Source organism: Sinisalibacter aestuarii (genome assembly GCF_027923545.1).
Classification (GTDB): domain Bacteria; phylum Pseudomonadota; class Alphaproteobacteria; order Rhodobacterales; family Rhodobacteraceae; genus Sinisalibacter; species Sinisalibacter aestuarii.
Genome location: NZ_BROH01000003.1, coordinates 197,860 through 215,294, shown reverse-complemented (window position 1 = coordinate 215,294; position 17,435 = coordinate 197,860). Strand labels below are relative to the sequence as shown.

The following is a 17,435-nucleotide window of genomic DNA, read 5'->3' as shown; positions in this document are numbered from 1 at the left end:
AAACAAAAAGGCCGCCCTTTGGGCGGCCTTCGTCTTTGGCGCTTTGGCCCGGGATCAGTTTTCCGGCAGCGGCAGCGGCTTCTTGCCGCCGGTGGTGCTGAGCGGATCGTCCTGACGCTGCACCGAACCTTCGAAATGGGCGCCGCTCTCGATCGCGATCGTCTTGTGGATGATGTCGCCCTCGACGCGGGCGGTGGCGGTGAGGCGCACCTTGAGGCCGCGCAGACGGCCGATGATCCGGCCATTGACCACCACATCGTCGGCCACCACTTCGCCCTTCACCGTGGCGCTTTCGCCGACGGTGAGCATATGGGCGCGGATATCGCCCTCGACGGTGCCTTCGATCACGATGTCGCCGGTCGATTTCATGTTGCCTTTGACGACGAGATCAGCCGACAGGGTCGAGGCCGGCGGCTTGGCTTTCGGCGTGGTGGCCGCGCCCGGAACGGGCGAGCTTGCGGCAGGTTTGGGTGCTTCCGGCATCGACGGTTTGGGAGCGCTGTCGCTGGCCGCTTTGGGCCCGGGTTCGTTGATCTTGCTTTTAGAAAACATTGCGTCCTGCCTTGATGTATATCATCGGGTCGATTGCTTTGCCGCCGACGCGCACCTCATAGTGCAGGTGCGGCCCGGTCGAGCGGCCAGAATTTCCCATATCACCGATCCGCTCGCCGCGCGAGACCCTATCGCCAACTTTCACCCCGATGGCCGACAGGTGCCCGTAGCGGGTTTCGACCCCGAAATCGTGGCGGATCTTGATCAGGCGACCATAGCCGGACTGCCAGCCGGCATGGATCACAACCCCGTCAGCGGTGGCGTAGATCGGCGTGCCCACCGGGCCGGCCATGTCGGTGCCCGCATGCAGCCGGCCCCAGCGGTAGCCGAAGCCCGAGGTGTAGCGGAACGAGCTTTTCACCGGCATCGCGAAGGGCAGTTTTTCCGCCGCGATGCGATAGAGGTTCATCCGGTCGAGCTCGCCGAGAATATCGTTGGCGCGCAGCGTATCGGCATCGGGCTCCTCGCCCTTGGTCGACAGGATCATCGGCATCAGCGGGCCGCCCTGGCCGGAATAGCCGCGCCGCACCGTGTCGAGGATCGAATCCGTCGACATCCCCGCCGCCTCGAACATCTTGTCGAGCGGCTCCAGCGAAACGGTCACCGCGTCTTCGAGCTGGCGGAAGATCTGGTCGTTGCGCTCATCGCGCAGACGCTGTTCGAAAACGAGGTTCTCGGCATAATCCTCGGCGGCGGCGGCGGTGCTCAGCGCCGCATCGCGCTCGGCGGCGGTGGCTTCGAGCGCGGCGGTGAGGAAGGAGACGGTGGAACTGTCATCGCGCAGCCCGGGGCGGGCGGCGCCATCGGCGCCATCGACCTCGGCAATCATGGTGTCCAGCTCGGCGCGGGCGGCGTCACGGTCGTTCATCGTGCGCCGCAGGGTGGCCTGGATCACGTTGATCCCGGTTTCAAGCTCCTTGCGGCGGTCTTCGGAGGAGAGCAGCTCCGACTGCATGACCGAGATCTGATCCATCGCCAGCGCAAAACGCCCCTGCGCGGCGGCGGCCTCGGCGGCGCGCGAATCCCGCTCGGTGGCAAGCACCTGCAGGCGTTCCTCGTAGAGCTTCTGTTCACGCTGCGCCTGGTCGCGCAGGGTGCCGGAGCCGATGGAATCCATCAGCAGAACGGCGGTGGCGATGATCGCCCAGGCAACGAAGGCCGCACTGCCGACCCAGCCGATCAGCTGGGTGAGCGGCGAGAGCGTGATGAACCGCGTCCCCTCATCGGAGCGCAGAAACAAGCGCTGCTCCGGAAATCTGCGTTCAAGTCTATGGTCGAGTGTGTGTGCCAGTCTTTTCAGCAATGGCTCATTTCCGTTTGCCCCATCCCGAAAGGCGCGCGACTTATCCACAATCGCGCGCGTTGTCAGTTTGAATAGCCGCTGGCGGCCGATGAGGCAAGAAATCGGGCGTTTTTTCATTGGGTTGGTATGTCGCACTTGGCGAGAAACCGCCGACTTTCGCGGCGATTTTGGCTGTCGGGCGGATGTGAGCGCTACCGCGCGGAAGTGGCGCGGTTTTCAGCAAGCGGCCAGTAGAATTCGGGCGGCAACCCGGCTTCGGCGCGTTTTTCCTCGTTGAATGGCGGCTTTAGCGCGCCGTGGAAGTAGCGCCGCACGAGGCCGTGAAACGTGTCTTTCGGGTCCAGCTCGTGGCGGCCGCAGAGAAAATGGAACCATTTCGACCCATAGGCGACATGGCCGACTTCCTCGGCATAGATCACCCTGAGCGCCTCCACGGCCTTTTCGTCGCCGGCCTTCTCGAACAGGGCGATCATGTCGGGGGTCACATCGAGCCCCCGCGCCTCCAGCACCATCGGCACGACGGCGAGGCGACCCATCAGATCGTCCATCGTGTCTTCCGCCGCACGCCACATCCCGGCATGGGCGGGAAGCGCGCCATAATGGCTGCCATGCGCCTCAAGAACGCCCGTTACGAGCTTGAAATGACGGGATTCCTCGGCGGCGGCCTTCACCCAGTCATCATAGAATCCAGGCGGCATCCTGGTGGCGGTGAAGCGCGCGACGATATCCCAGTGCAGGTCGATGGCGTTCAGCTCGATATGCGCCACGGCGTGCAGCATCGCGATCCGGCCCGCGGGCGAGCCGGGCCGGCGGCGCGGCACGTCACGCGGATCGAGCAATTCGGGGCGTGCGGGCCGGGCAGGCCGGTCGGGCGGGGTTGCGGTGCCGATATCGAGCGGCGCACCGGCTTCGCGCGAAGATTGCCAGCGGGCGGCAAGGCTTTGGGAAAGCGCGGCTTTTTCATGCCCGTCCGCGGTGCGCAAGACCGCTTCGGCCATCGCCGCCAGCGTTTCGGTCACAGCGCGCGCACCGCGTCGAGCACCTCTTCGGCATGACCGGCGACCTTCACCTTCGGCCAGACCTGCGCAACCGTCCCGTCCGGCCCGATCAGGTAGGTGGTGCGGGTGATGCCAAGGAAGGTCTTGCCATACATCTTCTTCTCGCCCCAGACACCGTAGCGCTCGCAGACGTCGCCCTCGGCATCCGACAGGACCGGCATCGCCAGCTCCTGCTTGGCGACGAAGTTTTCCTGCTTCTTCACGCTGTCTTTCGAAATGCCCAGTACCACCGCTCCGGCGGCCTCGAACGCGCCCAGCATGGCGGTGAAATCGCGCGCCTCGGTGGTGCAGCCCGGCGTATTGGCCTTGGGATAGAAGAACAGGACCACCGGCTTGCCGGCAAAATCCGAAAGGCTGACGCTGCCGCCGCCATCGCGGGGCAGGGTGAAATCAGGCGCTTTCGCGCCGAGCTCGACAAGGCTGTCCGACATTGCTTTCCTTCCTGAAGTCATTCGCTTATGGCATATTTCCATGGGCCATGCCCGCGAAACTAGGGCGGAGCTTGAGGCCCTGCAAGAAGCTGTATGACCGACACCACGAGCACGGACAAACCGAAGGCCACCACGCCGGAACCGCGCCGCCGCTGGCGGCCGCGGCGTCTGCACTGGCATCTGAGCATCTGGACGCTGGTTTCGGCCGGGCTGGTCGCGCTGTTTCTCCTGCTGGCCTCGATGTCGCTTACCGGCCGGGTGATCGCGCTGCCCGGCTGGGTGGCGATGCAGGTGCTCGACCGGATGAACGCGGCAATGCCCGAGGGGTCGTTCACGCTGCAGCAGGTGGAATTCGGCGTCACCCCGCGCGGGCGGCCGATGCTGCGCCTTGTCGGCCTCGGGATCAAGGATGCGACCGGGCTGGAACTGGCGCAGCTCAACAGCGTCGAGGGCGGCTTTCGGCTGGGCGGCGCTCTGGTCGGCAAGATCGAACCGACGATCCTGCGGCTGCGCGGCGCGCAGATGACGCTGCGGCGGCTTCAGGATGGCAGCTTCGCGCTGCAACTCGGGCAGGAAATCGGCACGGCGGGCAGCCTCGCCACCGTGCTCGACACGATCGACACCGCCTTCAACGACGGATTGCTCAAAACCACGGCGCGGCTTGAGGCAACCGATCTGACCATCACGCTGGAAGATGCGCGCTCCGGCCGGCTGTGGCAGGTCACCGACGGGCGGCTGGAAATCGCGCCGGGCGAGCGGGTGGTGGATACCACCGTGAGTTTCGATGTGTTCAACGGCACCGAGGAGCTGGCCACCACCGAGTTTGCCTTCCGCTCGGCGCGCGACAGTTCCGAAGCGAGCCTGTCGGCCCGGTTCTCCAATGCCGCCGCCCGCGATATCGCCGCGCAGGCGCCGGCGCTGGCTTTCCTGTCGGTGATCGACGCGCCGATCTCGGGCGCGCTGCGCTCCACGCTCGACCCGAGCGGCGCGGTCTCCGACCTCGCCGGCACGATGGAGATCGGCGAGGGCGCGCTCTCGCCCGTGCCGGGCGCGAAGCCTGCCGCCTTCGACGGGGCGAAAATCTATATCGACTTCGAGCCGAGCCAGCAGCGGCTGGATTTCCAGGGCTTTTCGGTGCGTTCCGAGCTTGGCACCGCCGAGGCCGAGGGGCAGGTGTTCCTCGCCGATTTTCAGGGCGGCTGGCCCGGCAGCCTGATCGGGCAGGTCCGGCTCGGGGGCGCCTTGCTCGACCCTGCCGGCATGTTCGAGGCGCCGCTGGTGCTCGACAGCGGCGTTGCCGATCTGCGGGTGCGCCTCTCGCCCTTCACCATCGACATCGGTCAGGCCGTTGTCTACCGGGGCGACCGGCGCTACGAGGTCTCTGGCACGCTTGGCGCCGAGCGCGATGGCTGGCACATGGCGCTGGACGGGCGCTTCGAAAGCGCGCCCGTGGACGAGATCCTCGCCATCTGGCCGGTCGGGGCCGAACCGGTGACCCGTGCCTGGGTGGCCCGAAACGTCTCTGCGGGCGAGGCGACCGAAGGCGTGGTCGTCTGGCGCAAGGAGCCGGGCGAGAAGGTTTCAATGAGCGGCACGTTCGGCATGCGCGACAGTATCGTGCGGGTGATCGACACGCTGCCGCAGGTCGAGATCGCCGAGGGTTATATCAGCATCGGCCCGCACTCCTTCACCGCCGTCGCCGATACTGCCAGCGTGACCGCGCCGGATGGCAGCGTGATGGATCTTTCGGGCCTGTCCTACCGGATCGCCGATCTGTACGCCGAGCCCAATATCGGCGCGGTGAACCTCGCGATGGAGGGACCGATCCGGGGCGGGCTGGCGCTGCTCGATCTGCCGCCGTTCCACATCTTCGAGGGCAACAGCTACGGGCCGGAACTGGCCCGCGGCCATATGGCGGCGCGCGGCCGGGTGAGCTTTCCCATCGTGCCCGGCGATCTGCACGCCGACCAGTTGCAATACGACATCCGTGCCACCCTGACGGATGTGACCTCCGATCAGGTCATCGCCGAGAAGCTGCTGGTGGCCGACAGCCTGAGCGTGAACGCCACCAATAGCGGAGTGGAGATCACCGGGCCGGTGCGGATCGGGCAGGCCTCGGCCTCGGGAAGCTGGCGGGTGCCGATGATCGACGGCAAGGCCGGCGGTGCGCAGGTGGAAGGGACCATCGCGCTCAACGCCTCCTCGCTGCGCGAGTTCGGCCTCGGCGCCATCGAGGAAATGGTGACCGGCACGACGCGGGCGCATTTCGCGATGGATTTCGAAGACGGGCCGCATCTCGTGCTCACCTCCGATCTCGCCGGGCTCGGCATGTCGATCCCCGGCACCGGCTGGAGCAAGGCCGCCTCCGGCACCGGCAAGCTGGAGGTGGATGCGCGTGTCGGCGACCGGCCGGTTGCCGACAGCCTGGTGCTCGAAGCCTCCGGGCTGACCGCGCGCGGCCGCGTCACCACCGCCGAGGGCGGCGGGCTCAGCGAGGCGGTGTTCGAGCGGGTGACCATCGGCGGCTGGCTCGATGCGCCGGTCACGCTCACCGGGCGCGGCGCCAATCAGCCGATCGCGATCACCGTGCCCGGCGGCACCATCGACATGCGCCATGCCGATCTCGATTCCGGTGGCGGCGGCGGCGCGCCCGGCCCGCGCATGCCGCTGACCCTCGCGCTCGACAAGCTGATCATCTCGGAAGGCATCCAGATCCAGAACCTGCGTGGCGATCTCGATCTGTCGGGCGGGCTGCACGGCACCTTCACCGGCCGCATCATCGGCGGCACGCAGATCCAGGGCACGGTGGCGCAGCAGGAAAACGGCGCCGCCTTCCGCATCACATCCGACAGGGCAGGCGGGGTGCTGCGCGGCACCAACATTTTCCAGACCGCGCGCGGCGGCAAGCTTGAGCTGATCCTCGCGCCGGTGGGCGAGGTCGGCACCTATGAAGGCGAATTCACCATCACCGATGTGCGTCTGGTGCAAGCGCCGGCAATGGCCGAACTGCTCTCGGCGGTCTCGGTCGTGGGCCTGCTCGACCAGCTTTCCGGGCCCGGCATCCGGTTCAGCGAGGTGGAGGGGCGCTTCCGTCTGACCCCCAGCGCGGTGACGCTCTACCGCTCCTCGGCGGTCAGCGCCTCGATGGGCATTTCGCTCGACGGCTATTACGACATGGCCGCCGGGACCGTCGACATGCAGGGCGTGCTCTCGCCCTTCTACCTGCTCAATTCCATCGGCCGGATCTTCTCGGCGCGCGAGGGCGAGGGGCTTGTCGGCTTCAACTTCACCCTCAAGGGGCCGTTCTCGGAACCGGCGGTAGAGATCAACCCGCTGTCGATCCTCACCCCGGGCGCGTTCCGCGAGATCTTCCGCCGTCCGCCGCCGCAGCAGCCGCAGGAGTAACCCGCACATGACCAAGCCCGCTCCCGATGGCGCCGCCGAGGGCCATCGCCTGTCGGATTACGATTTCGACCTGCCCGACGCGCTGATCGCCACGCGGCCCGCGCGCCCGCGCTCCTCGGCGCGGCTGCTGGTGGCCACGCCGTCACGGCTGACCGATGCCACCGCGATCGAGCTGCCGGACTTCCTGCGCCCCGGCGACCGGCTGGTGCTGAACGACACGAGGGTGATCCCGGCGCGGCTGCGCGGCCAGCGGCACCGGGGCACGGCGGTGGCGGGCGTCGAGGTGACCTTGCTGGAGCCCGCGGCGGGCGGCGACTGGCAGGCGCTGGTCAAACCCTTGCGCAAGGTGAACGAAGGCGAGGAAATCGTCTTTTCCGACCGGCTCTCGGCGATCTGTGTTGCCAAGGCGGAGGGGCAGGCGCGGCTGCGCTTCAACCGCGCGGGCGCGGATTTCGACGCGGCTCTGTCGGAAGCCGGGCAAATGCCGCTGCCGCCCTATATCGAAGCCAAGCGCAAGGCCGATGCGCAGGACCGCGAGGATTATCAGACGATCTGGGCCGAGAAACCGGGCGCCGTCGCCGCGCCAACCGCCTCGCTGCATTTCGACGCCGCCCTGATGGCGGCGCTGGCCGCGCGGGGGGTGGAGATCACCCATGTCACCCTGCATGTGGGCGCGGGCACCTTCCTGCCGGTGAAGGTCGATGACCTTTCCGATCACAAGATGCATGCGGAATGGGGCGAGGTGAGCCCGCGCGCTGCCGACGAGATCAACGCCACCAAGCAAGCGGGCGGGCGGGTCGTGCCGGTCGGGACCACCGCGCTGAGGCTGATCGAAAGCGCCGCCGACGCGCCGGGCCATATCGTACCGTGGATCGGCGAGACTGACATTTTCATCCGTCCCGGCTACCGCTTCCGCATCGCCGACGCGCTGATGACCAATTTCCACCTGCCGAAATCGACGCTGATGATGCTGGTCTCGGCGCTGATGGGGCTTGAGCGGATGCGCGCGGTCTATGCCCATGCGATCGAAGAGCGCTACCGCTTCTTCAGCTACGGCGATGCCTCGCTGCTCTTGCCGCAGGATAACTGACCGCCTCCTTTTTCTTGGCAAAAATACTCAAGATCGCGCCGGATCAGGCCGGAAACCAGTGCCGTGTGCGGTTGGCGAACCCCACCAGCGTGAGCATCACCGGCACTTCCACCAGCACCCCCACCACGGTGGCGAGCGCCGCGCCGGAATTGAGGCCGAAGAGCGAGATCGCCACCGCGACGGCGAGTTCGAAAAAGTTCGACGTGCCGATCATGCAGGCGGGGGCGGCGATGTTGTGCGGCAGCTTCATCATCCGCGCCGCGCCATAGGCCAGCGCGAAGATGCCATAGGTCTGGATCAGCAGCGGCACCGCGATCAGGACGATGGCGAGGGGCTGGGCGATGATCTTTTCGGCCTGAAAGCCGAAGAGCAGCACCACCGTGCCGAGCAGGCCGACCACCGACCAGGGTTTCAGCCGGGCGACGAAGCCCGCCACGGCGGCCGGTCCGCGCGCCTCCAGCCGGTGGCGGGTGACCACGCCCGCGACGAGCGGCAGGGCGACGAACAGCACGACCGAGAGGAGCAGCGTCTCCCATGGCACCGCCACCTCGCTGACGCCCAGCAGGAAGGCCGCGATCGGGGCGAAGGCGAAGACCATGATCACGTCGTTCACCGAGACCTGTACCAGCGTGTAATTCGGATCGCCCTTGGTGAGCTGGCTCCAGACAAAGACCATCGCGGTGCAGGGGGCTACCCCGAGCAGGATCATCCCGGCAATGTATTCGCCCGCCGTGGCCGGATCGACCCAGGGCGCGAAGATCACCCGGAAGAACAGCCAGCCGAGCGCGGCCATGGTGAAGGGCTTGATCAGCCAGTTCACCACCAGCGTCAGCACCAGCCCGCGCGGGCGCTTGCCCACATCGCGCATGGCCGAAAAGTCGATCTGGACCATCATCGGGTAGATCATCACCCAGATCAGCACGGCGACGACGAGGTTCACCCGCGCCAGTTCCGCTGCCGCCAGCGCGGCGAACAGCCCCGGCACCGCATAGCCCAGCGCCACACCCGCGAGGATCGCAAGCCCGACCCAGAGGGTCAGGGTCCGTTCGAAAAAGCTCATATCCCTGCTCCGGCTTCGGGGGCTACTCCGCCCACCACCAGGTTTCCGGCTGGAAGCCGAGGTAATCGCCATACATCGGCACATAATCGGGGAAGTGCAGTTGCCGGGCATGGGCGATATGCGAGGGGTTGGGCTGCATCGACCAGATCGGCACCACGTAGCGGCCGGCGGCGAGGAGCCTGTCGAGCGCATGGGCAGCGGCGTTGAACTCGCTCTGATCGGTGGCGGCGAGCATCGTGTCGATCATCGCGTCCACCGCGGGGCTTTTCACCCCGGCCCAGTTGCGGGTGCCCTCGGCATCGGCCTGCGCGCTGCCCCAATAGAGCTTCTGCTCGTTGCCGGGCGAAAGCGAGGCGGCCCAGCTATTTGGCACCATGTCGAAATCGAGCGCCTTGCCGCGTTCGACATATTGCGCCGCATCCACGGCGGTGATCGTGGGCGTGATCCCGAGCCGGCCAAGTGCGGCGGTGTAGATGTCGATGATCTGGCGGCTTTCGGTGGCGTTCTGGCTGACGAGGATGTCGAAGGTGAAGGGCGTGCCGGCCCCATCCTTCATCACCCCGTCCTGCACGGTCCAGCCGGCCTGTTCCATCAGATCGAGCGCCGCGGCGATGCCTGCGCGGTTGCGCTCGGAGCCGTCGGAGACGGGCAGGGCATAGCCTTCGATCGCGCCCGGCGGGATGTCTGCCGCGAAGGGCGCGAGCAGCTCGGCCACGCGGCCCCCGGCGGGGGTGCCCGGCTCGGAGGCCAGCACCGAATTGGCGAAATAGGTCACGATCCGGGGCGGCACGCCGCCATTGATCGTCTGGTTGATGAATTCGAAGGGGAAAGCCTGGATCATCGCCTCGCGCACACGCCAGTCGGCGAATTGCGACCGCCGCGTGTTCATCACGAAGCCGTTGTACCCGTTGGGCCGGCGATGCGGCACTTCCGACAGCACGACATCGCCGCGCTCCACCGCCGGGAAGGTGTATTGCGTGGCCCATTTCTGATCGTTGGTCTCGCGGTAGGTATTGGCCTCGCCGGCCTTGAACGCCTCGAACACCACATCGCCATCGCCGTAATAATCGAGCCGGATCTCGTCGAGATTGGCCTGACCGCGCATGAAGGGCAGATCCTTGCCCCAGTAATCGGGATTGCGGCTGAGCACCATGAAGCGTTGCGGCTCGAACTCGGTGATCACGTAGGGGGCGGATGTGACCGGCACGATCGCCACCCCGTCGCTCTCGTCGAAGGCCACACCGTCATAGGTGGCCTTCTTCAGAATCGGGCGGATGCCGATGATCAGCGCCAGCTCGCGGTCGTCGACATTGAAGGTGAAGCGGATCGAGCGCGGCCCGGTCTGCTCCATGCTTTCGACCTTGGCCCAGGCGCCGGCATAGCGCGGGTGGCCGAGCGTGGCGAGGGTTTCGTAAGACCACATCACATCTTCCACCGTGACCGGCGAACCGTCGGAAAACCTTGCCTCTTCGCGCAGGGTGAACTCGACCCAGCTGCGGTCCGGCGCGGTCTCGATCGTTTCGGCCAGCAGCCCGTACAGGGTGAAGGGCTCGTCATAGGACCGGCCCATCAGGCTTTCCACCGCCCAGTAGCGCAACTGCCAGGGCGCGCTGCCTTTTCGGATGAACGGGTTGAGCGAATCGTAGCCGCCCGATTCGGCAAAAACGATTCTCCCGCCCTTCGGCGCGTCCGGGTTGGCGTGCGGCAGATGGGTGAAGTCGGCGGGCAAGGCGGGATCGCCATACATCGCGATCCCGTGCATCGGCTCGGCCCCGGCGGCGGCGAGGCCGGCGGTGAAAATTGCCAATGCGCCAAGAATCGTTTGGGTTTGTTGACGGGTCCGGCGGAAAAACTCTGGTCTCATCTCGGCAACAAACCTCCAGATTCCTTGTTTCGCTGGTGGCGATGCTAGAGGGGCGTGCCAAGGTTTTCAAACTTTTAGCTTGGAAGGCGGAGGCAGAAGTTCTATATAGAGGTTACTGCTCGATAGGTTTCTTGCCTGTATGAAACCTGCCTCAATGACTTAACGCCGGCCTTGTGCCGGCGTTTTTTTTGGCCGGGTGGGACTACGCCTTTCGGATAGGGGTCAGACCAGCCCGAGCAGCAGCTTCGCCGCAATCGCCAGCATGGTGACGCCGATCAGACCGTCGAGCACGCGCCAGGCCGTGGCCGAGCGCATGAGCGGCGCCAGAAGCCGAGCGCCGTAGCCGAGGCTGAAGAAGAAGACAAAGCTCGCAAAGACCGCACCGATACCGAAGGCGAGCCGCTCCATTCCGGCGGCGAAGCTGGTGGAAACGGCGCCGATCAGTCCCAGCGTGTCGAGATAGACATGCGGGTTGGCCCAGGTGAAGGCGGCGGCCAGCAGGAGCGTGCGCCCGAGGCTGTGCGCCTCGCCTTCGGGGGCGAGGCGGTGGCCGCCGATCCAGGCCGCGCGCAGCCGGGTGATGCCATAGACGATCAGGAACCCCGCGCCGGCGAGGCTCATCACCACCGGCAGCGCCGGGAGCGCCGCGGTCAGCGCGCCGAAGCCCGCCACGCCCGCGGCGATCAGCAGCGCATCGGAGGCGGCGCAAAACAGTGCAAGCGGAAAGACATGGCTCTGCAACAGGCCCTGGCGCAGCACGAAGGCGTTCTGTGCACCGATGGCGAGGATGAGCGACAGACCGGTGAAGAAGCCGGTAAGCGTGGCGGCGCTCATGCGGGCCGGTCAGCCGGGGCGGGGGTGGCCTTGCCTTCAACCGCCGCCTTGGCCTCTTTGCCGTTCGGGTAGACGAGGCCCGCCGAGATCACCAGCTTGGCGGCGTCCTCGACGCTCATGTCGAGCTCGATCACCGAATGGCGGGGCACGAAGAGCAGGAAGCCCGAGGTGGGGTTGGGCGTGGTGGGCAGGAAGACAGAGATGATCGGTTCATCGACGGGAATGCGGCTGTCGATCTCGCCCTTGGCATTGGTCGAGATGAAGGCGATGGCCCAGATCCCCTTGCGCGGATATTCGACGAGGCAGGCTTTGTCGAACTTGCTGTCCTGCTGGGCGAAGATCGTCTCGGCGATCTGCTTCACCCCGTTATAGAGCGAGCGCACGATCGGCACCCGGGCAACGACGCGCTCACCCCAGGCGACGAAGCTGCGGCCGATGAAGCCCTTGGCGGCCCAGCCGACCAGCGAGGTGAACAGCAGGAAGAAGACGACACCCACGCCGCGCACGTTGACATGCACGTCTTCGCCGAAGATCGCGATGAACCACTGGCTTTGCCCGAACCAGCGCTGAATCAGCGCGTCGGGGTGGTAATAGCCGGGCACGAAGGGCATCACCCAGCTGTCGATCCAGCCGACGAAGGCCCAGATCATCCACAGGGTGATGGCGATGGGGCCGACCACGACGAGACCGGCGAGGAAGTTGTTACGAAAGGCCGTGACCGGACGCAAAAGCCAGCGCGACAGGCGCGACCTGCCGCCGCCATCGGCGTCTTCGCTCATATCCTTGAGGTCTTTCAGATCCATGCCGCTTCCCCGGGGTGCCGTTTCTATGTAGGGGGAATGCGGCAGGGCGGCAATGGGCCGCGCGTTCGCGGGCCGCCCAAATTCACATCACTCCATGGGCCAGTCAGCCGGCCTGGGCGAAGGCCCGAGCGATCCCGGCGGCGAGGCGGGCATTGTTCTTCACCAGCGCGATATTGGCGGTGAGCGAGCGGCCTTCGGTGGCGTGGAAGATATGGTCGAGCAGGAAGGGGGTGACGGATTTGGCCGCGATCCCTTCGGCTTCGGCGGCGGCAAGTGCCGCGGCGATCACCGGGGCGAGGTCTGCGGCGGGGATCTCGTCTTCCACCGGGATCGGGTTGGCGACGAGCTGGCCGCCCGGCAGGCCCATCGCCGCGCGCATTCTTGCGGCGGCGGCGATCTCTTCGGGGCTGTCCATGCGCAAGGGCGCGGGCAGGCCGGAGGAGCGCGACCAGAAGGCGGGAAAATCGTCCTGCCCGTAAGCGATCACCGGCACGCCGGCGCTTTCCAGCACTTCCAGCGTTTTCGGAATGTCGAGGATCGCCTTGGCCCCTGCGGCCACGACCGTGACCGGCGTCTGCGCCAGTTCGGCGAGGTCGGCGGAAATGTCGAAGCTGGTCTCGGCGCCGCGATGCACGCCGCCGATGCCGCCGGTGGCGAAGGTTTCGATCCCGGCCAGATGCGCGGCGATCATCGTCGCCGCCACGGTGGTGGCTCCGGTGCCGCCACTGGCGAGGCAGGCGGCGAAATCGGCGCGCGAGAGCTTGGCCACGCCCTGCGCCTGGCCGAGCCGGTCAAGCTCATCGTCGGTCAGCCCCACATGCAGCCGCCCCGCCAGCACAGCGATGGTGGCGGGCACGGCCCCCTCGGCGCGGATCACGGCCTCGACCGCACGGGCGGTTTCGACATTCTGCGGAAACGGCATCCCGTGAGTGATGATCGTGCTTTCGAGCGCGACGAGGGGCAGGCCGGCCTTCCTGGCGGCGGCGGTTTCGGGGGAATAGGAAATGTCGATCATGTCTGATGTCCGGTCTGGGCGGCGAGGCCGGGGGCGCTGCCCCCGGACCCCCGGGATATTTATCGGCAAGATGAAAGGGGCAGGGGGGTCATGCGGGGTCTTCCCCGCTGACATAGGTGGCGGCGGCGTCGAGGGCGGTTTGCAGCGCCGCCTCGCCGGTGAGGCCACGCGCCTGGGCGGCGATATGGGCGGCCATGAAGGTATCGCCCGCGCCGGTGACGCGCGCGAGGACCACCCGTGGCGGGGTGGCGGTGACGATCCCCCCGCGCGTGCCCTCGGCGGCGGCGCGCGCGCCATCGGTGACCAGCGCCTGGGCAAGCCCGGCCTCGACCAGCGCCTCCGCGGCGCGCGACGCCGAGGTGAAGACGCTGCCGAGGATCAGCCCGGCCTCTTCGAGATTGACGTAGAAGCTCGCGCCGGGATGGCCGATCAGCGGGCGCAGCCTTGTGGCCTTGCCGGGGCTTGCAGGCGCCACGCGCAGATCGGCGGCGGCGAAGGAGGGGCGGGTGGCGATCTCGGCGAGCAGGGCTTCGGTCAGATTGCCGTCGAGCGCGATGAGGCCGCAATAGGGCGCATCGGCGCTGCCGAGGGTGCCGTTTTCCAGCGGGGCGAGGATCCGGTCGCCCGCCGCTTCCAGCGAATGGGCATCGGCGATGGCGGCCACCAGCCCCTCGCCGCTTTCGATCGCCATGTACTGATCGGTGGGCAGCCCGTGATCGCGGGTGACATGGCCTGTATCGAGCCCGAGGCGCCGACATTCCGCCATCAGCACCTCGCCATCGGCATCGGCGCCGATCGCGGTGAGCAGCACCGGCGTCAGCCCGAAGCGCGCAAGCCCCGTGGCGATGTTCATCGCCACGCCGCCGGGCAGCCGGGTGATCCGCCCCGGCACATCGTTGCCGAGCCGCATCGGCCCGCCTGCGCGACCGATGATGTCCCACAGCACCGAGCCGATGCAGAGAATAGTTTGCCCGTTACCCATGCTCCGCTTGTGGCAGGGCGGAGAGGGGCTTGCAATAGCCCCGAAAGGGAGGTAGGACGCGCGCACTTCACAGGCGGGGTTGGGCCCTGCGGGGAGACATCCCGCAACGGTCCGCCGGTTGGGCGCGAGCCCTGATGCCCCGCCGAGGCGCAAACCGGAAAGGAAATGGACATGGCGCTCCCTGATTTCTCCCTGCGTCAGCTCTTGGAAGCTGGCGTTCACTTCGGTCACCAGACCCAGCGTTGGAACCCGCGCATGGCGGAGTTCATCTACGGTGACCGCAACGGCATCCACATCATCGACCTGACCCAGACCGTGCCGATGCTCGACGCGGCGCTGAACGTGATCCGCGAGACGGTGGCCAAGGGCGGCCGCATCCTCTTTGTCGGCACCAAGCGTCAGGCGGCGAAGCCGATCGCCGAGGCGGCCGAAAAATCGGCCCAGTATTACATGAACCACCGCTGGCTCGGCGGCACGCTGACCAACTGGCAGACCGTCAGCCAGTCGATCAACCGGCTGAAGGAATATGACGAGAAGCTCGCCGCCGGCGCCGAGGGGCTGACCAAGAAAGAGCGGCTGAACATGGAGCGCGAGCAGGGCAAACTGCAAGCCTCGCTCGGCGGCATCCGTGAAATGGGCGGCGTGCCGGACCTGCTGTTCGTGATCGACGTGAACAAGGAAGACCTTGCCATCGCCGAAGCCAGGAAGCTGGGCATTCCGGTCGTGGCCGTGGTCGACACCAATTGCTCGCCGGACGGTGTGGATTACATCATCCCCGGCAACGATGACGCCGCGCGCGCCATCGCGCTCTACTGCGACCTTGCCGCGCGCGCCGCGCTCGACGGCATGTCGGGCCAGCTCGAAGCCGCCGGCATCGACGTGGGCGCGCTCGAAGAGCTTCCGGTTGAGGAAGCCGTCGAGGCCGCCGCCGAAGAGGCGCCGCAAGCCGAGGCCTGATCCTCGCGTCACAACGCTGTTACCGGGAGCGCCGAGAACGCTCCCGGCCGCTATTCATTGAAGGAGAGCCGAAATGGCAATCACCGCCGCACAAGTGAAAGAACTGCGTGAAATGACCGGCGCCGGCATGATGGACGCCAAGAAGGCGCTGACCGAAACCGATGGCGACATGGACGCCGCGGTGGACTGGCTGCGCACCAAGGGCCTGGCCGCCGCCGCCAAGAAATCGGGCCGCGTCGCGGCTGAGGGCCTCGTGGGCGTCGCCGTTGCCGGTGGCACCGGCGTGGCCGTCGAGGTGAACGCCGAGACCGACTTCGTCGCCAAGAACGCCGAGTTCCAGGAGATGGTGGCCGCGGTCACCAAAGCCGCGCTCGGCGTCGCCGATACCGAAGCGCTGAAAACCGCCAGCGTGGACGGCAAGCCGGTGGCCGACCTGATCACCGACAAGATCGCCAAGATCGGCGAGAACATGACCCTGCGCCGGATGGCGAAGATCGAGGGCGATGTGGTGGCCGCTTACGTCCACAACGCTGCTGCCGAGGGCATGGGCAAGATCGGCGTTCTGGTCGCGCTCAAGGGTGGTGACGAGGCGTTCGGCAAGCAGGTCGCCATGCATATCGCCGCGGTGAACCCGGCCTCGCTGTCGGAAGCCGACCTTGATCCCGCCGTGCTTGCGCATGAGCGCCAGATCCAGATCGACATCGCCAAGGAATCGGGCAAGCCCGACGCCGTGATCGAGAAGATGATCGAGGGCCGGATGCGCAAGTTCCTGTCGGAAGTCACGCTTCTGGGCCAGAACTTCGTGATCAACCCCGATCTGACCGTGGCGCAGGCTGCGAAAGATGCGGGTGCCGAGATCACCGGCTTCATCCGCATGGAAGTGGGCGAAGGCATCGAGAAGAAAGAAGACGACTTCGCCGCCGAAGTCGCCTCGATGGCCAAGGGCTGATCGGACGGATCAGGGCGGGGGCAGGGGCCCGCGCCTTGTTTTGCAACAATAAAACGGCGCCAGTGCAGCACTGGCGCCGTTTTTCTTGGCGCGACATTTGGGATGGAACACGCCAAACACCTTTTAAACACCCGGGCATGTCTGCCCATAAAAACCCGAGACGAGGGATCACCGCGGGCCATTTTTGTGGGATGAGGGATCCCTGTAATCGCAGGCCCTCACCCCGTGTTCCCTGGCCAAAAGCCACCACTCACGGAACGCCCCGATTATCTCAGTATTTGGGAAAAAATAACAGTCAGGAAAACCTTACTGTCGGGTCCGAAACGCGCTCACGTTCCCGTGAAAACAAGGCCGTCAACGGCTCAGAGTGAATAGATCTGGTTCTGAAACGCGGCTTTCAGAATGGCCTGCGCCGTGGTCTCGACGCCCAGCTTTTCGCGGGCGAGTCGCAGGTGCTTTTCGACCGTCGGGACGGTTACCCCGAGGATCGTGGCAATGTCCTGGTGCGACTTGCCTTCGCCGACCCATTCCAGCACCTCGCGTTGCCGGCCGGACAGGCTTGCGCGCGAGGTACGCAGCGGCAGCGACATGATCTTGAGATGCAGCATGTGGTTCATCGTCTCGATCTCGCGCCCGAATTCGCGCCAGGCGGCGTCGGCATCCTCCTGCGATTTGTTGCGCTCGGCGGCGAGGGCGATCAGCGCGAAGGAGCGCGGGCTGGGATCGGCAAAGCGGATCGAATAGCCCGCCTTCACGTTCATCGTGAGGTTGAAGGCAATAACCTCGCGTTCTTCGCGGCTGAGGCCCTCACGATCGGCCCAGAGCGTGCCCCAGGACATCGCGCCGACATTTTCCCTGGCCCAGCGGACCATGGGGGCCTGAAGAAACATCTTCTCACGGACGAAGCGATTGAAATATTCGGGATCGTGATTGGAGAGAAAGAAGGCGTCGTCATAGACGCCGAGTGAATCCTCGGTGGTGAATCGGGTATTGCCGTAGATCAGCCTGTCGAAGCCGAACTTGGCCATCGTCTCGCAATGCAGATCCCAGACTTCTTCCAGCGTCGAGGCGCGGGCGAGGGTGTCGAGATAGTCGAGCATCACCCGCATGCCGGCCTCCCGGCATTCATGTC

At 66.3% G+C, this 17,435-nt stretch carries 15 protein-coding genes; 4 read left to right on the top strand and 11 right to left on the bottom strand.

Translation table 11 applies throughout. From position 1 onward, the window contains the following. Nucleotides 1-54: 54 nt before the first annotated feature. From QMG28_RS07825 to bcp, 4 genes are all read right to left on the bottom strand, one after another. Nucleotides 55-552: a bactofilin family protein gene (locus tag QMG28_RS07825; RefSeq protein WP_281841660.1), complete on the bottom strand. Its 498-nt coding sequence runs from the start codon at nucleotides 550-552 to the stop codon at nucleotides 55-57. After that, nucleotides 542-1,855, bottom strand: a complete 1,314-nt coding sequence (locus QMG28_RS07820) for a M23 family metallopeptidase (RefSeq protein WP_281841659.1) — start codon at nucleotides 1,853-1,855, stop codon at nucleotides 542-544. The genes QMG28_RS07825 and QMG28_RS07820 overlap by 11 nt, the downstream gene beginning before the upstream one ends. 191 nt (nucleotides 1,856-2,046) lie before the next feature. Beyond that, nucleotides 2,047-2,853: a ferritin-like domain-containing protein gene (locus QMG28_RS07815; RefSeq protein WP_281841752.1), complete on the bottom strand. Its 807-nt coding sequence runs from the start codon at nucleotides 2,851-2,853 to the stop codon at nucleotides 2,047-2,049. 17 nt (nucleotides 2,854-2,870) lie between these two features. Then, nucleotides 2,871-3,344 (bottom strand): thioredoxin-dependent thiol peroxidase, encoded by a 474-nt coding sequence (gene bcp, locus QMG28_RS07810; protein WP_281841658.1) that lies wholly within the window; start codon nucleotides 3,342-3,344, stop codon nucleotides 2,871-2,873. Nucleotides 3,345-3,437: 93 nt separating this feature from the next. Between bcp and QMG28_RS07805 the strand changes: the two genes are divergently transcribed. Next, nucleotides 3,438-6,749: an AsmA-like C-terminal region-containing protein gene (locus tag QMG28_RS07805; protein WP_281841657.1), complete on the top strand. Its 3,312-nt coding sequence runs from the start codon at nucleotides 3,438-3,440 to the stop codon at nucleotides 6,747-6,749. A gap of 7 nt (nucleotides 6,750-6,756) precedes the next feature. Continuing rightward, nucleotides 6,757-7,839: a tRNA preQ1(34) S-adenosylmethionine ribosyltransferase-isomerase QueA gene (queA, locus tag QMG28_RS07800; RefSeq protein ID WP_281841656.1), complete on the top strand. Its 1,083-nt coding sequence runs from the start codon at nucleotides 6,757-6,759 to the stop codon at nucleotides 7,837-7,839. A gap of 43 nt (nucleotides 7,840-7,882) precedes the next feature. Here queA and arsB read toward each other — a convergent pair whose 3' ends face one another. The 6 genes from arsB to QMG28_RS07770 form a co-directional block, all read right to left on the bottom strand. Then, nucleotides 7,883-8,899, bottom strand: a complete 1,017-nt coding sequence (gene arsB, locus QMG28_RS07795; RefSeq protein ID WP_281841655.1) for an ACR3 family arsenite efflux transporter — start codon at nucleotides 8,897-8,899, stop codon at nucleotides 7,883-7,885. Nucleotides 8,900-8,921: 22 nt separating this feature from the next. Beyond that, the gene (locus tag QMG28_RS07790) at nucleotides 8,922-10,763 is read right to left on the bottom strand and encodes an extracellular solute-binding protein (RefSeq protein WP_434784432.1); all 1,842 of its coding nucleotides are present in this window, start codon (nucleotides 10,761-10,763) and stop codon (nucleotides 8,922-8,924) included. A 222-nt stretch (nucleotides 10,764-10,985) separates the two neighbouring features. Further along, a complete protein-coding gene (locus tag QMG28_RS07785; protein ID WP_281841654.1) occupies nucleotides 10,986-11,597 on the bottom strand; it encodes a LysE/ArgO family amino acid transporter in 612 nt (203 codons plus the stop codon). Next, nucleotides 11,594-12,376: a DUF502 domain-containing protein gene (locus QMG28_RS07780; protein ID WP_434784434.1), complete on the bottom strand. Its 783-nt coding sequence runs from the start codon at nucleotides 12,374-12,376 to the stop codon at nucleotides 11,594-11,596. The genes QMG28_RS07785 and QMG28_RS07780 overlap by 4 nt, the downstream gene beginning before the upstream one ends. A gap of 127 nt (nucleotides 12,377-12,503) precedes the next feature. Then, on the bottom strand, nucleotides 12,504-13,415 hold the full coding sequence (locus QMG28_RS07775; protein ID WP_281841652.1) for a pseudouridine-5'-phosphate glycosidase: 912 nt from the start codon (nucleotides 13,413-13,415) through the stop codon (nucleotides 12,504-12,506). Nucleotides 13,416-13,503: 88 nt separating this feature from the next. After that, the gene (locus QMG28_RS07770) at nucleotides 13,504-14,397 is read right to left on the bottom strand and encodes a PfkB family carbohydrate kinase (protein ID WP_281841651.1); all 894 of its coding nucleotides are present in this window, start codon (nucleotides 14,395-14,397) and stop codon (nucleotides 13,504-13,506) included. A gap of 171 nt (nucleotides 14,398-14,568) precedes the next feature. Between QMG28_RS07770 and rpsB the strand changes: the two genes are divergently transcribed. Both rpsB and tsf read left to right on the top strand, forming a co-directional pair. Further along, nucleotides 14,569-15,354 carry a 30S ribosomal protein S2 gene (gene rpsB / locus QMG28_RS07765; protein WP_281841650.1) on the top strand — a complete coding sequence of 262 codons (786 nt, stop codon included), beginning with the start codon at nucleotides 14,569-14,571 and terminating at the stop codon, nucleotides 15,352-15,354. A 73-nt stretch (nucleotides 15,355-15,427) separates the two neighbouring features. After that, on the top strand, nucleotides 15,428-16,303 hold the full coding sequence (gene tsf, locus QMG28_RS07760; protein ID WP_281841649.1) for a translation elongation factor Ts: 876 nt from the start codon (nucleotides 15,428-15,430) through the stop codon (nucleotides 16,301-16,303). 362 nt (nucleotides 16,304-16,665) lie between these two features. On the opposite strand, the gene QMG28_RS07755 is transcribed toward tsf, so the two are convergent. Then, nucleotides 16,666-17,412, bottom strand: coding sequence for a LuxR family transcriptional regulator (locus QMG28_RS07755; RefSeq protein ID WP_281841648.1), 747 nt, complete (start codon nucleotides 17,410-17,412; stop codon nucleotides 16,666-16,668). Nucleotides 17,413-17,435 lie beyond the last annotated feature (23 nt).